The following is a 13,636-nucleotide window of genomic DNA, read 5'->3' as shown; positions in this document are numbered from 1 at the left end:
CTTCCCCTCGGCCGGTAGCCTTGCCCGCGTGCGAGTACGTGTCGAACAGACTGCCCTCCCCGGGATCGGAATGCGTCACGATCTGTTGACGGAATCCGGCCGCCGGCTCGGAGTGGTTTCCCATCGTAATGGCCGCCGTGACCTCGTCCTGTATGACCCGGATGATCCCGATTCATGTCAGCACGACATACCCCTGACCGACGACGAGGCGGAGGCGCTGGCCGACATCCTCGGCGCGTCGCTGATGCTGGGTCAGTTGTCCGGGCTCCGGGAACAGGCCGCCGGGCTGCTCACCGAGCAGGTCGTCATTCCGGCCAGCTCGAAGTACGTCAACAAGCGCCTCGGCGACACCAAGGCCCGCACCCGGACCAGCGCCTCCATCGTGGCGGTGCTGCGCCACGGCGAGGTGATCGTCTCGCCGGACCCGGCCTTCCGCTTCGAGGCCGGCGATGTGGTCGTCGTGGTCGGGACCCGCAAGGGGCTCGACGGCGTGACAGCCATCCTCGCCGACAACGATTCCGGCTGAGGCGCGGATGCACGAGACCACAACGCTGCTCATCGAGGTCGGTGCGCTGCTCTTGCTGCTTGGGCTGTTGGGGCGGCTCGGCCGGCGGATCGGCCTCTCACCCATTCCCCTCTACCTGCTCGCCGGGCTCGTCTTCGGGCACGGCGGTGTGCTGCCGCTGAACGCCAGCGAGGAGTTCTTCGCTGTCGGCGCGGAGATCGGCGTGATCCTGCTTCTGGTGATGCTCGGCCTGGAGTACTCGGCCGGGGAACTGGTCGGCAACCTACGCTCGGCCGCACCCGCCGGGCTCATCGACGGTGTGCTCAACGCGCTGCCCGGCGCGATCTTCGCCTTCCTGCTCGGCTGGGACTGGGTGGCCGCCATCGTGCTGGCCGGCATCACCTGGGTCTCCTCGTCCGGGGTGATCGCCAAGGTGCTGGCCGACCTGGGCCGGCTCGGTAACCGGGAGACGCCGGTGATCCTCTCGGTGCTGGTCATCGAGGATCTGGCGATGGCTCTGTACCTGCCGCTGCTCACCGCCGTGCTGGCCGGCAGCGGCCTGCTCGGCGGCGGCATCGCGCTCGGCGTCGCGGTCGGCGCCGTGATGCTGGTGCTGGTGGTGGCGATCCGGTACGGCCACCTGATCTCCGCGGCCCTGTCGGCGAAGGACCCGGAGGCGCTGCTGCTCGGCGTGCTCGGGCTGACCCTGCTGGTCGCCGGCATCGCGGCGAAGCTCCAGGTGTCGGCGGCGGTCGGCGCGTTCCTCGTCGGCATCGCGCTGTCCGGGCCGGTGGCCCACCACGCCACCGAGATGCTCTCCCCACTGCGGGACCTCTTCGCCGCCGTCTTCTTCGTCTTCTTCGGGCTGGTCACCGACCCCCGGGACATCCCGCCCGTGCTGCTGCCGGCGCTCGCGCTGGCCGTGGTGACGATGGGCACCAAGACGATCACCGGATACCTGGCGGCCAGGCGGGTCGGGATCGCCGAGCCCGGCCGCTGGCGGGCGGGACTTGCCCTGGTGCCCCGCGGCGAGTTCTCCATCGTCATCGCCGGGCTCGCCGTCGCCGCCGGCAGCGTGGAGCCGAAGCTGGCCGCGCTGGCCACGGCGTACGTGCTGATCACCGTGGTGACCGGGCCGATGCTGGCCCGACTGCCGGACTTCACCTGGTTCAAGGTGTGGCTGCGGCAGCGAGCCCTCCGCCAGCGCACTGAACCGCTGGTCAAGACCGACTGACCCGCGACCCCGGCACGGGAACGGGCCGGGTCGGCCGTACGGCCGACCCGGCCCGTTCCATCGGTCGTCGAATTCGTGCGGCGGAGCCCTTCCGCTGGTCGACGACCCCGGCTACCGTTCGCCCCAGCAGCCAGTCCGCGGGGGGGCCGGTCCCCCCGCGTACGCGAGCGGAAGGTTGGCCGGTGAGCGTGCAGGACTCGACGTTCCACGGCTTCGCCAACCCCGTCGACCCCTCTCCCACGGAGCTGAGGGCGTGGGCCTACCAGCCGGGCTCCGTGCCGCTGACCTCGATGCCCCAGGACTGGGACCTGCTGGTCGCCGGGGACCACCTCGTGCAGACGCTCTTCGAGCTGGCGATGGACCCGGCCTGCCCGGCCCGCCGGTTCGCGCTGCACTGCCTCTACATCTACGCCGCCGACGGCATCCGGACGAACTTCCGCGCCCATCCCAAGCGGCGCTTCCGCAAACTGGTCGAGCGGGCGGAACGGGCCGGCGACGAGCTGATGCACAACTGGGCGCACAACAGCCGGGTGCTGCTGGCCCGCCCGGACCTCTTCGCCTACCGGGACTGGTGCGAGGGCAGCCTGGTCCGGGAGAACCGCCGCATCGGCTGACGGCATGCGTCCCTGACACGCGAACGGGCCGGGTTCCCCCGTGGAACCCGGCCCGCACGTCGTCGCACCGGCCGTCAGGCGGCCGCTCCGCCGCGCCCTTCGCGCCCTTCGCGCCCTTCGCCCTGCTGGTCGCGCCGCACGTCGGCCCGCCCCTGGTCGACGCCGTGGTCGACCTGGTCGGCGAACCGACCCTCCTTGATCCTGTCGGTGAACCGGCCCTCGGTGATCTTGTTGAACCGCTTCTGGGCGGACTTCGCGATCCGGTCGAGCCGCGTCTCCGCCTGCTGCGCCACCTTCTTGGCCGGTTCCGACACGGTCCCCCCTCGCCGGTGCGGTGGTTCCAGCGGTGCTTCTGGCCCGAATTGAGCAGGTAGTGCCTGATTCACAGGTTAACGGATCGGCCCGGTCCGCGCCGGGATACCGGGAAGCGGACCGGGCCGGTGGAGCGGTCCGGAGCTGTGAAGCTGTGCGGTGGACGGGTCAGCGGTCGCGGCGCGGGCGCCAGACCACCAGGGCGGTGGACATGCGGTTGGTGGGCACCAGGTCCCGGCCGGGAAACCGGGCCAGCGACTCCAGCTCGGCCACCCGGCGGTACGCGGCGTCGAGCTCCGCATCCAGCCGGGCGATCCGCTGCTGCGCCTGCTCCAGCAGGCGTTCCAAGCCGATGATCCGCTTCACCCCGGCCAGGTTGACCCCCTCGTCCTGGCTGAGCCGCTGCACCTCGCGCAGCAGCACCACGTCCCGGACGCTGTAGCGGCGCCCGCCGCCGGCCGCCCGGCCGGCCTGCACCAGACCGAGCCGGTCGTACTGGCGCAGCGTCTGCGGATGCATCCCCGCCATCCGCGCCGCCACCGAGATCATCAGGACCTTGGCCTCGTAGGCAGGGTCATCCGAGCCGGTGAACTGTCCCACCATCCCCGCTCACCTCCGCACGCACTCCAGCAGGCTCAACTGAACCGACGCACGCGGGCGTCGAGATGTTCCCGGGCGGCCGGCGGGGCCTGCTCGGCGAACGCCTCCAGCGCCGCCCGCGCCTCGTCGGACACCCGTGCCGGCACCACCACGTCGAGCGTGACCAGCAGGTCGCCGGCCTGGCCGTCCTTGCGCACCACGCCCTTGCCGCGGGCCCGCAGCACCCGGCCGCCCGGCGTGCCCGGCGGCACCCGCAGGGTCACCGTGCCGTCGAGCGTGGGGACCCGCAGGTCCGTGCCGAGCACGGCCTCCGGGAAGGTGATCGGCACGGTCAGCGTCAGGTCGTCCCCGGTACGCCCGAACAGGTCGTCCGGCCGGACCTTCACCTGTACGAACAGGTCGCCGGCCGGGCCGCCGCGCTCACCCGGCTCGCCACGCCCGGTCAGCCGGATCCGCTGCCCGTCGGCCACCCCGGCGGGGAAGCGGACGTTCAGCGTGCGGGTCTTGGTGACCCCGCCGGTGCCGTGGCACTCCGGGCACTTCTCCTCGACGACCGTGCCCACGCCCTGACAGTTGCGGCACGGCTCGGACAGGCTGAACGACCCCTGGTTCCGGGTGGTCGCCCCGGCGCCGTGGCAGACCGGGCAGGTCACCGGCTGGGTGCCGGGCTTCGCCCCGCTGCCGTGGCAGGTGTCGCAGATACCGGGCGCGCGCAGGGTCAGCGGGAGGGTCACCCCGCGGACCGCGTCGTCGAAGTCGAGCGCCACCTCGGTCTCGATGTCCCGGCCCTTGGCGGGGCCACGCGGACGGGACGGGCCACCGGCTGCCCCGCCGCCCGAGAAGATCGAACTGAACAGGTCCTGGAAGCCGGCCCCGCCGAAGCGACGGTCACCGCCGCCGGCCCCGCCGCCGAACATGTCCGAGACGTCGAACGGCTGCCCGCCGGGCCCGCCCGCGCCCCGGGCGTTACGCCGGAAGGCGCCCGAGCCGAACAGCGAGCGCATCTCGTCGTACTCGCGGCGCTTGGCCTCGTCGCCGAGCACCGCGTACGCCTCGGAGACGGCCTTGAACCGCTCCTCGGCCTGCGGTTCACCGGGGTTGTGGTCCGGGTGCGACTCCCGGGCCAGCTTCCGGTACGACTTCTTGATCTCGTCCGGGGAGGCGGACTTCTGCACGCCCAACGTGGCGTAGTAGTCCTTCTCGATCCAGTCCTTGGAACTCACCGGTCCACCCCCTTCCATGGGACGTGCCCGGCCGTCCCGCCCGCCCGGTGCGGGCGGACGGGACAGCCCGGGTCGGCACTACTCCGGGTCAGCGACCGCGACCATGGCCGGCCGCAGCAGCCGCTCGCCGAGCTGGTAGCCCCGGCGCATGACCTGCACGCAGGTCGGTTCGGTCACGTCGGCGGAGGTCCGGTGGGCCACCGCCTCGTGCCGGGTCGGGTCGAACGGGTCGCCCTGCTCGCCGAACACGGTCAGGCCGAACTTGCCCAGCGCGGTGGTAAGCTGCTCGGCCACCGCGCCGAACGGGCCCACCAGGTCGCCGTGCTCGCGGGCCCGGTCCAGGTCGTCCAGGATCGGCAGCAGCGCGGCGAGCACCGAGCCGGCCGCCTGCTCCTGGACCAGGCTGCGGTCCCGGTCCACCCGCTTGCGGTAGTTGGCGTACTCCGCCGTCACCCGCTGGAGGTCCCGGGTCCGCTCGTCGAGCTCGGCCCGCAGCGCCTCCAGCTCCGCGCCGGGGGCCGGGGTGTCGCTCTCCACCGGCCGCGCCGGGGCGTCGACCACGGGCGGCCCGTCCACGGAGGCGGCCTCGACCTCGATCTCGTCGACCACGACCTCGGCGTCGGCGACCAGCCCCTCCGCCGGGACGTCCGCCCCGGCGTCGGTGGCGGCGGGCTCCTCCGGCTTACTGATCTTGCGATTATCACGGACGACGACCCGCGGCTGCTCACCGGCGGACTGCCCGGCGGTCGCGGATCCACCCGGCGCCGACCCGGTGGAGTCCGGGTCGGCGGCTCGTGGCTTCTCCGTCATGCGGTTACCTCATCCCTCTGCCGTGAGTACGCGTCCGAGGCGAATCGTCACTTCTTGTCCTCGTCCACGATCTCCGCGTCGACCACGTCGTCGGCGCCGCCGGCCCGCGCGCCACCGGTCGCCCCGGTGCCCGCGCCAGCGCCCGCCGCGCCCGCAGCACCCGGCTGCTGGCCCGGCTCGGCCTGGTCGGCCTGGTCGGCCTGCTGAGACGCGTACAGCAGCGAGCCGGCCTGCTGGGAGACCTGCGCGAGCCGCTCGTGGGCCGCCTTGATCTTCTCGATGTCCTGGCCGCCGAGCGCGCCGCGCAGCTCGCCGAGGGCCTCGTTGAGCTGCTCCCGGTTCTCGCCCGGCAGCTTGTCGCCACTCTCGGCGAGGAACTTCTCGGTCTGCCACTGGAGCGCCTCGGCGAGGTTGCGGGTCTCCGCCTCCTCGCGACGACGCTTGTCGTCGTCGGCGTGCTCCTCGGCGTCCCGACGCATCCGCTCGATGTCGTCCTTCGGCAGCGAGGAGCCGCCGGTGATCATCATCTTCTGTTCCTTGCCGGTGCCCAGGTCCTTGGCGTGCACGTTCACGATGCCGTTGGCGTCGATGTCGAACGTGACCTCGACCTGCGGCACGCCGCGCGGCGCGGGCGGGAGACCGGTCAGCTCGAAGGTGCCGAGCTTCTTGTTGTAGGCCGCGATCTCGCGCTCGCCCTGGAACACCTGGATCAGCACCGACGGCTGGTTGTCGTCGGCCGTGGTGAAGACCTCGGAGCGCTTGCTCGGGATGGTGGTGTTGCGCTCGATCAGCTTGGTGAAGATGCCGCCCTTGGTCTCGATGCCCAGGCTCAGCGGGGTCACGTCGAGCAGCAGGACGTCCTTGACCTCGCCCTTGAGCACGCCCGCCTGGAGGGCGGCGCCGACGGCGACGACCTCGTCCGGGTTGACGCCCTTGTTGGGGTCCCGGCCGGTGAGCTGCTTGACCAGGTCGGTGACCGCCGGCATCCGGGTCGAGCCGCCGACCAGGATCACGTGGTCGACGCCGGAGACCTTGATCCCGGCGTCCTTCACGGCCTGCTCGAACGGGCCCTTGCAGCGGTCCAGCAGGTCCTGCGTCAGCCGCTGGAACTCGGCGCGGCTGAGCGTCACGTCCAGGTGCAGCGGGCCGGCCGAGCCGGCGGTGATGTACGGCAGGTTGATGTTGCTGGTGGTGGCCGCCGACAGCTCGATCTTGGCCTTCTCGGCCGCCTCGCGGAGCCGCTGGAGGGCCATCTTGTCCTGGGCCAGGTCGATGCCGTGCTCGCCCCGGAAGGTCTTCACCAGGTGGTCGATGATCCGCTGGTCCCAGTCGTCGCCACCGAGCTGGTTGTCACCGCTGGTCGACTTGACCTCGACGACGCCCTCGGCCAACTCCAGCAGCGACACGTCGAAGGTGCCGCCGCCGAGGTCGAAGACCAGGACGGTCTGCTCCTTGGAGCCCTTGTCCAGCCCGTACGCCAGGGCGGCGGCGGTCGGCTCGTTGACGATCCGCAGCACGTTGAAGCCGGCGATCTCGCCGGCCTCCTTGGTGGCCTGGCGCTGGCCGTCGTTGAAGTAGGCCGGGACGGTGATCACCGCGTCGGTGATCTGCTCGCCCAGGTACGCCTCGGCGTCCCGCTTGAGCTTCATCAGCGTCCGGGCCGAGATCTCCTGGGGGGTGTACTTCTTGCCGTCGATGTCGACGGTCCAGTTGGTGCCGATCTCCCGCTTGACCGACCGGATGGTCCGGTCCGGGTTCGTCACCGCCTGGCGCTTGGCGACCTCACCGACGAGCACCTCACCGTTGCGGGCGAACGCGACGATCGACGGGGTCGTCCGCGAGCCTTCAGCGTTGGCGATGACGGTGGGCTCACCGCCCTCGAGAACGCTGACGCAGGAGTTCGTCGTGCCGAGGTCGATACCGACCGCACGTGCCATCTTCGCTTCCTCGCTTCTTACGTTGGAGCAGGTGACGGGATCCGCCCGCCGCGCACTCGCCACAAGTTGAGTGAACTTGACTCAATAGTGCCACGCCCACGGCGATCGTCAAATCGGGTTGAGCCGACCCGACGCAACCTCACGTTCCGGGGAGCCCGGTTGTCTTCCCTTGCGCCGGTCGGGCACGCTTTAGCGGTGACGACGCACGGGGACCCCGCTACCCGCTCCGGTTCGCCCGCCGTCGCCGCCCGTACCGGCACCGAGGACGCCGGGGAGGACCCGTCCGGCCCTACCGCAGACGGCCTGCCCGCCGCGCTCACCAGCCTGCGGGCCGCGATCGGCGCGGCCCGGTTCCCGCTCGCCCTGCCCTCGGCCGAGTCCGCCCGCCAGATCGGCGCGAGCCTCACCGCGCAGCTCGACGACTATCTCCTGCCCCGGCTGGCCCGGCTCGACGCGCCGCTGCTGGTGGTCGTCGGCGGCTCGACCGGGGCCGGCAAGTCGACCTTGGTCAACAGCCTGGTCCAGGCCCGGGTCAGCGCCGCCGGGGTGCTCCGGCCCACCACCCGCTCCCCGGTGCTGGTGTGCAACCCGGCCGACTCAGGCTGGTTCCGCCAGGGCGAGCTGCTGCCGGGCCTCACCCGCACCAACGAGCCGAGCGAGGACCCGGGCACCCTGCACCTGGTCACCGCCCCGGCGCTCCCCGCCGGGCTGGCCTTCCTCGACGCCCCCGACATCGACTCGGTGGTCGACGCCAACCGGGCACTGGCCGGGCAGCTCCTCGCCGCCGCCGACCTCTGGCTCTTCGTCACCACCGCCGCCCGGTACGCCGACGCGGTCCCCTGGGAGCTGCTGCACACCGCGCGGGCCCGGGGCGTGGTGATCGCCATGGTGCTCGACCGGGTGCCGGCGGAGGCGACCGACGAGGTGGCCGCCCACCTGGCCGAGATGCTCGCCGACCAGGGCCTCGGCGCGGCACCGCTGTTCGTCCTGCCCGAGACGTGGGTGGACGGTCAGGGCCTGCTGCCGGACCAGGTCACCGCCCCGCTGAGCACCTGGTTCGCCCGGCTGGCCGCCGACGCCGGGGCGCGGGCCGCCGTCGTCCGGCAGACCCTGGACGGGGCACTGGCCGCCCTGCACCCTGCGGTGGCGGGGCTGGCCGACGCCGCCGACGAGCAGATGGCCGCCGCCGACGCCCTCGACGAGCGGGTGCTGGCCGCGTACCGGGGGGCCGAGCGGACCGTGGAGCAGGGGCTGAAGGACGGCCGGCTGCTCCGCGGCGAGGTGCTCGCCCGCTGGCAGGAGTTCGTCGGCACCGGCGAGTTCTTCCGCACCCTGGAGGCCCGGATCGGCCGGCTGCGGGACCGCCTGGTGGCCACGGTGACCGGCCGGCCCGCGCCCGCCACGGAGCTGCGCAACGCCATCGAGTCCCAGCTCGTCACGCTGCTGCGCGGGGTGGCCTCCGAGGCGGCCGAGAACACGTACACCGGGTGGCGGGCACACCCGGCCGGGGCGGCGCTGCTCGACCCGCCGCTGGCGCACCCGGCCGAGGACCTCCCCGCCCGCGCCGAGCGCCTCGTCCGCGACTGGCAGCGCGGGGTGCTGGAGCTGGTCCGGGCCGAGGGCGGCGACAAACGGTTCGTGGCCCGCACCGCCGCGTACGCGGTCAACGCCACCGGGCTGGCCGTGATGATCGCCGTGTTCGCCTCGACCGCGTTCATCCCGACCGGGCTGGAGGTGGCAACCGGGGCCGGCACGACCGTCGCCGCGCAGGCCGTGCTCCAGGCGATCTTCGGCGACCAGGCCGTGCGTACGCTGGCCGACCGGGCCCGGGGCGACCTGCTGGCCCGGGTCCGGGAGCTGCTCGACGCCGAGGCCGACCGATTCCTGTCCCGCACTGCGGCGGCCCGCCCGGCGGCGGACGCCGGGGACCCGCTGCGCGCCGCGGGCGACCGGGTGGAGGACGCCCGGCACCGCAGCGGCCTGGCGGCGGCCGGCGCGTCGGGCCTGCCCGCCGCGCCGACCCCGGAGGCCGAGACCCGATGACCAACATCGCCGGCCGGGTGCGCGAGGCGCTCCGGGGTGACCAGCGGGTCGACCCGGACGCGCTGATCGCCCGCCTGGACGCGGTCCGCCGGTTCCTCGACGCGGTGGACGGCCAGCTCCCCGACACCCAGCTCGTGCCCGCGAACACCCTGGTCGAGCGGGCCGGCACCCGGCTTGCGCTCTCCCGGGACCACACCGTCGTCGCCCTCGCCGGGGCCACCGGCAGCGGCAAGTCGAGCCTGTTCAACGCGCTCGCCCGGCTGACCCTCTCCACGGTCGGGGTGCGCCGACCCACCACCGGCGTGGCACACGCCTGCGTCTGGGGCCCGCTGGATGGGGCGAACCGGCTGCTCGACTGGACCGGCGTGCTGCCCCGCCACCGGTTCGTCCGGGAGAGCGCGCTGGACGCCGACGACGAGTCCGCCCTGCACGGGCTGGTGCTGCTCGACCTGCCGGACTTCGACTCGGTGCAACGGTCGCACCGGCTGGAGGTGGACCGGCTGCTCGGCCTGGTCGACCTGGTGGTCTGGGTCGTCGACCCGCAGAAGTACGCCGACCGGGTGATCCACACCAGCTACCTGCGCGAGTTCCACCGGCACCGGGACGTGACGCTGGTGGTGCTCAACCAGGCCGACCGGCTGCCCCCGGCCGAGCTGCCCCGGGTGCTGGACGACCTGCGCCGGCTGCTCGACGCCGACGGGCTGGACGGGGTGCCGCTGCTGGCCACCACCGCCGTCGACCCGGCCGGGATCGTCGAGCTGCGCGGGACGCTGGAACGCACGGTCGCCGGGCGGCAGGCCGCGCTGCGGCGCCTCGCCGGGGACGTCGACGCGGTCGTCGCCGGGCTGGACGAGCTGGTCGCCGCCGACGCACCGGCCGATGCGCCGGACGAGGGGGCCGTCGGTTCGCTGAGTCGGGCGCTGGCCGGGACGGCCGGCGTGCCGGCGGTGGCGGCGGCGGTCGAGGGGGCGTACCGGCACCGGGCCGCGTCGAGCACCGGCTGGCCGCTGGTGCGGGGCTGGCGGCGGCTGCGCCCCGACCCGCTGCGCCGGCTGCACCTGCCCGGCCCGGTCGCCGGCGCGGACGCCGGGGACCCGGCGGAGAGCCTGGTCGCCGCGACCTCCGTACCGGATCCGACCGCCGCCCAGCGCTCGGCGCTGGGGCTGGCCGTGCGGGCGGTGGCCGACCGGTCCGGCGCGGGCCTGCCGGCCCCCTGGGCGACCGCGGTGACCGCCGCCGCCCGGTCCCGGCTGGGCGACCTGCCGGACGCGCTGGACCGCGCGGTGGCCGGCGCCGACCTCGGGATGGACCGCCGGCCGGTCTGGTGGCGGTTCGTCGGCGCGGTGCAGTGGCTGGTCACGCTCGCGGCCGTCGCCGGCCTCGGCTGGCTCGCCCTCGGCTACGCGCTGCGGGCCCTCGGCCTGCCGGCGCTGGAGTATCCGCGGGTCGGTGAGGCCCCGCTGCCCACCGTGTTGCTGCTCGGCGGCCTGCTCGCCGGGCTGCTGCTGGCCGCGCTGACCCGCCCGGTGGTGCGGTGGTCGGCCCGCCGGGCCAGCCACCGGGCCGAGAAGCGACTCACCGCCGCCGTCGATGCGGTCGGCCGGGAGTACGTGGTGACGCCGGTCCGGGCGGTGCTCGACCGGTATGGGCAGGCGAGGCAGGCGTTGCGGGACGCCGAGCGCCGCTGACCCCGGTCAGCCTTCACTGTCCGGGGCTCCCCCACGGGCGTAGGGTCGACGGCATGGCCACGCCTCAGACCCCCTACGACGCGGTGCTGCACGCCGCACGCGACGTGACCAGGCTCGACACCGCCCTCGATGCCGAGATGCTCGGCGCGGCGCTGCTGGGCAGCGTCTACGCGGTCGCGGAGACCGGTCGGGAGGAGGCCCTCCGGGAGTTCGTCTCCGGCTTCCTCGCCGCCACCACCCGCCGGCGCACGGCCGCAGCGAAGACCATCCGCGCCGTCTTCGCGGCCCTGGTGCCCACCGCGGAGGGCGCAACGAAGGTCCGCCCCGGCACCCAGGCACCCGCCTGGTCCGAACAGCTCGGCCGGGTGCGCCTCACCGGCGCGTGGTGCTACGGCGACGTGTACGGCGACCAGACCTCCTACCTGGCCACCTTCGCCTACGACGACGAGGCCGGCGGCCCGGAGCACGCGCTGGTGGCCCTGGTCGACCACAACATCGGCATCGCGAAGGACATCTTCGTCGGGGGCCCCGCCGGCCGGATCGTCGACCAGGTCCGGGAGATGGTCGACGGCGACGAGTTGACCTGGTTCCGGGAGGAGGACCCGGCCAGGCTGCACGGCGAGGTCGGCCGACACCTGGCGGTCACCGACGAGTTGAGCGAGTTGCCCGCCGAGGGATCGCTCGCCACCGACCGCGCGCTGGCCGGCGCGCGACTGGCGCTGCTGCCCCGCCCGGCGCGTGCCGCCCGGGGCGCCGAGCCGCTCTCCGGCGACGAGCGGACCGCCCTGGTCCGGGCGTTCCTCGCCTCGCCCGAGGCGGTCCGGTTCGACCTGGACCCGTCCGACGACGCGGGGCTCGCCTCGCTGCACTTCTGCCTCAGCCTGCTGCTCGACCACGCCGCGAGCTTCCCCGACGCGGACCCGCTGCGGTGGAGCCCCACGGTGGCCGAGCTGTTCCTGCTCGACTGGGTGCACCGGCGGGCCGTGCTCGACATGGACGACGCCGCGATGCTCCCCCGGGTGCTGCGCGGCTGGGCGGCGTACGCGGCCCGGCGCAAGGGGCTGCCGGAGGCGGCGGCGACCCGGACCGACACGGCGATCGAGGAGATGGTTCCGGAGTTCGCCCGGCTCTACTCGACAGGGGAGCGGCGCAGCCCGGCCACCGCAGCCGTGGCCCAGCTCATGGCAGACGGGGTTGACCCGGACGACCCGGTCGCCCTGGACGCCTGGATCGAGGCGAACCGGCACCGGCTCGCCGACGACGGGGCCTGAGCGGGGCAGGCGCCGCTGCTCAGCCGAGCGTGGCGTAGACGACCCCGGCGACCAGCCCGCCGACGGCACCGCCGACCACCACCTGCGCAAGCGTGTGGGCGTGCAGCCGCACCCTCGACCAGCCTGCCAGCACGGGCAGCGGCGCGGCTGCCAGCAGCGGGGCACCGAAGGTGAGCGCCAGGACGACCACCGCCCCGGCGGCCACCGCCGTGTGGATCGACATCTTCCACCAGTGGCTCACCGTCACCGCCACGACCAGCCCCACCACGCCGACGGCCACCAGGGCAAGCAGCGGGCGGGGCGCCCCGAACGCCGCGAGCAGGACCCACCCGACCGCCACCGAGGCCAGCCCGAACAGCAGCGGCAGCCGGCGCTGCTCGCGTACGCCGACGTGGTGGTCGGTGAGCCGCCCGCGCCGCACCCCGCCGAGGATGTACGCGAACGGGATGCCGCTGGCGAAGACGGTGGCAAGCAGCCCCCAGGCCAACCCGTGGGCCCCGCCCCGGGCTCCGTGCCAGGCGACCACCACGGTCAGCAGGGTCACCAGGACGGCCGGCGCGGTCAGCTCGGTGACCAGCCGGGCGATCCGCCGGCCCGGCCCGGCGGGCTCGGCGGGCTCGGCCGGCTCGGCGGGCTCGGCCGGCTCGGCGGGCTCGGCCGGCTCGGCGGGGAGACCCGGTCCGCTCAGCGCCCCGTCCCCGGTCGCGCCGGCCGGTCCCCGCTGGTGTCGCCCGGTGGGGAAGGGGCCTGCGTCGAGCCGGAGAGCGTCACCGTGGGCTCGGCAGTGGGCTCAGCAGTGGGCTCGGCCGTGGGCGTCGGCTCCGGCGTCGGCGGATCGGTCGGTGACGGCACCGGCGTCGGGTGTGGCGCCGGGGTCGGGGTCGGGGTCGGTCTCGGCGAGGGGGGTGTCGTGGGCGGCCGAGGGGCCGGCGGGGGGATCGGCGCTGGTGGCGGCGGGTCACGTACCGCGTCCGGGCCGGACCCGTCGGGGTCGGCGGGCGGGGCCTGCGGCGCGAGACCCGGGCCGGGCGGGCCGGTCGACGGCACCACGACCACGCCCGGCCGGACGGACGGGATCCCCCCGGGCCGGGCGGTCCCCGACAGCGGGACGACCACCGGGCCGACGGACGGGGTGGGAATGAACGGGGTGCCGCTGTCCGGCAGCGCCGTGCTGCCCACCGTGGCCGAGCCCGCGCTGACGGCGGCGAGGATCGGCATCGAGGCGGTGCCGGCGAGCAGGGCGACGGTGAGGAGGTACCCGCGGCCGTGGGCGGCGGAGCCGGGGGCGCGGTGCGCGCCGACGACCCGGCGGTAGCCGCCCGCCGCGCGGTGCCGACCGAGCAGCGGAACGGCCGGACCCTCACCTGGCTGGGACACGCACACTCCTCGTCTCGGCACG

At 74.3% G+C, this 13,636-nt stretch carries 13 protein-coding genes; 6 read left to right on the top strand and 7 right to left on the bottom strand.

What is annotated here, in order from left to right:
* Positions 1 to 28: 28 nt before the first annotated feature.
* The 3 genes from GVV04_RS16040 (at position 29) to GVV04_RS16030 (ending at position 2,353) form a co-directional block, all read left to right on the top strand.
* Complete coding sequence (locus GVV04_RS16040) at positions 29 to 526, top strand: cation:proton antiporter regulatory subunit (RefSeq protein ID WP_161688833.1); 498 nt, start codon at positions 29 to 31, stop codon at positions 524 to 526.
* A 7-nt stretch (positions 527 to 533) separates the two neighbouring features.
* The gene (locus tag GVV04_RS16035; RefSeq protein WP_161688832.1) at positions 534 to 1,739 is read left to right on the top strand and encodes a cation:proton antiporter; all 1,206 of its coding nucleotides are present in this window, start codon (positions 534 to 536) and stop codon (positions 1,737 to 1,739) included.
* 182 nt (positions 1,740 to 1,921) lie between these two features.
* Complete coding sequence (locus GVV04_RS16030; protein ID WP_161688831.1) at positions 1,922 to 2,353, top strand: hypothetical protein; 432 nt, start codon at positions 1,922 to 1,924, stop codon at positions 2,351 to 2,353.
* A 74-nt stretch (positions 2,354 to 2,427) separates the two neighbouring features.
* On the opposite strand, the gene GVV04_RS16025 is transcribed toward GVV04_RS16030, so the two are convergent.
* From GVV04_RS16025 to dnaK, 5 genes are all read right to left on the bottom strand, one after another.
* Entirely contained in the window at positions 2,428 to 2,667 is a 240-nt protein-coding gene (locus GVV04_RS16025) for a hypothetical protein (RefSeq protein WP_161688830.1), read from the bottom strand.
* 166 nt (positions 2,668 to 2,833) lie between these two features.
* Positions 2,834 to 3,268 (bottom strand): heat shock protein transcriptional repressor HspR, encoded by a 435-nt coding sequence (locus GVV04_RS16020; RefSeq protein ID WP_161688829.1) that lies wholly within the window; start codon positions 3,266 to 3,268, stop codon positions 2,834 to 2,836.
* Positions 3,269 to 3,300: 32 nt separating this feature from the next.
* Complete coding sequence (dnaJ, locus tag GVV04_RS16015; RefSeq protein ID WP_161688828.1) at positions 3,301 to 4,488, bottom strand: molecular chaperone DnaJ; 1,188 nt, start codon at positions 4,486 to 4,488, stop codon at positions 3,301 to 3,303.
* A 78-nt stretch (positions 4,489 to 4,566) separates the two neighbouring features.
* Positions 4,567 to 5,298 (bottom strand): nucleotide exchange factor GrpE, encoded by a 732-nt coding sequence (gene grpE / locus GVV04_RS16010; protein WP_161688827.1) that lies wholly within the window; start codon positions 5,296 to 5,298, stop codon positions 4,567 to 4,569.
* Between the two features lie 47 nt (positions 5,299 to 5,345).
* Positions 5,346 to 7,235, bottom strand: coding sequence for a molecular chaperone DnaK (gene dnaK, locus GVV04_RS16005; protein WP_161688826.1), 1,890 nt, complete (start codon positions 7,233 to 7,235; stop codon positions 5,346 to 5,348).
* Positions 7,236 to 7,430: 195 nt separating this feature from the next.
* On the opposite strand from dnaK, the gene GVV04_RS16000 reads away from it, so the two are divergent.
* Genes GVV04_RS16000 through GVV04_RS15990 form a run of 3 tightly spaced genes read left to right on the top strand, consistent with a single transcriptional unit; the run spans position 7,431 to position 12,237 of the window.
* On the top strand, positions 7,431 to 9,278 hold the full coding sequence (locus GVV04_RS16000) for a GTPase domain-containing protein (RefSeq protein ID WP_161688825.1): 1,848 nt from the start codon (positions 7,431 to 7,433) through the stop codon (positions 9,276 to 9,278).
* Entirely contained in the window at positions 9,275 to 10,966 is a 1,692-nt protein-coding gene (locus GVV04_RS15995; RefSeq protein ID WP_161688824.1) for a GTPase, read from the top strand. Before GVV04_RS16000 ends, GVV04_RS15995 begins: the two co-directional genes overlap by 4 nt.
* A gap of 53 nt (positions 10,967 to 11,019) precedes the next feature.
* Positions 11,020 to 12,237 carry a hypothetical protein gene (locus tag GVV04_RS15990; RefSeq protein ID WP_161688823.1) on the top strand — a complete coding sequence of 406 codons (1,218 nt, stop codon included), beginning with the start codon at positions 11,020 to 11,022 and terminating at the stop codon, positions 12,235 to 12,237.
* A gap of 19 nt (positions 12,238 to 12,256) precedes the next feature.
* On the opposite strand, the gene GVV04_RS15985 is transcribed toward GVV04_RS15990, so the two are convergent.
* Together GVV04_RS15985 and GVV04_RS32200 are read right to left on the bottom strand one after the other, a co-directional pair.
* Positions 12,257 to 12,781, bottom strand: coding sequence for a phosphoesterase PA-phosphatase (locus GVV04_RS15985; RefSeq protein ID WP_328822416.1), 525 nt, complete (start codon positions 12,779 to 12,781; stop codon positions 12,257 to 12,259).
* Positions 12,782 to 12,921: 140 nt separating this feature from the next.
* On the bottom strand, positions 12,922 to 13,614 hold the full coding sequence (locus tag GVV04_RS32200; protein WP_201753572.1) for a hypothetical protein: 693 nt from the start codon (positions 13,612 to 13,614) through the stop codon (positions 12,922 to 12,924).
* Positions 13,615 to 13,636: the final 22 nt, after the last annotated feature.

The organism is Micromonospora rubida (genome assembly GCF_009908295.1).
GTDB lineage: Bacteria > Actinomycetota > Actinomycetes > Mycobacteriales > Micromonosporaceae > Micromonospora > Micromonospora rubida.
This window is presented reverse-complemented; position numbering and strand designations above follow the sequence as displayed.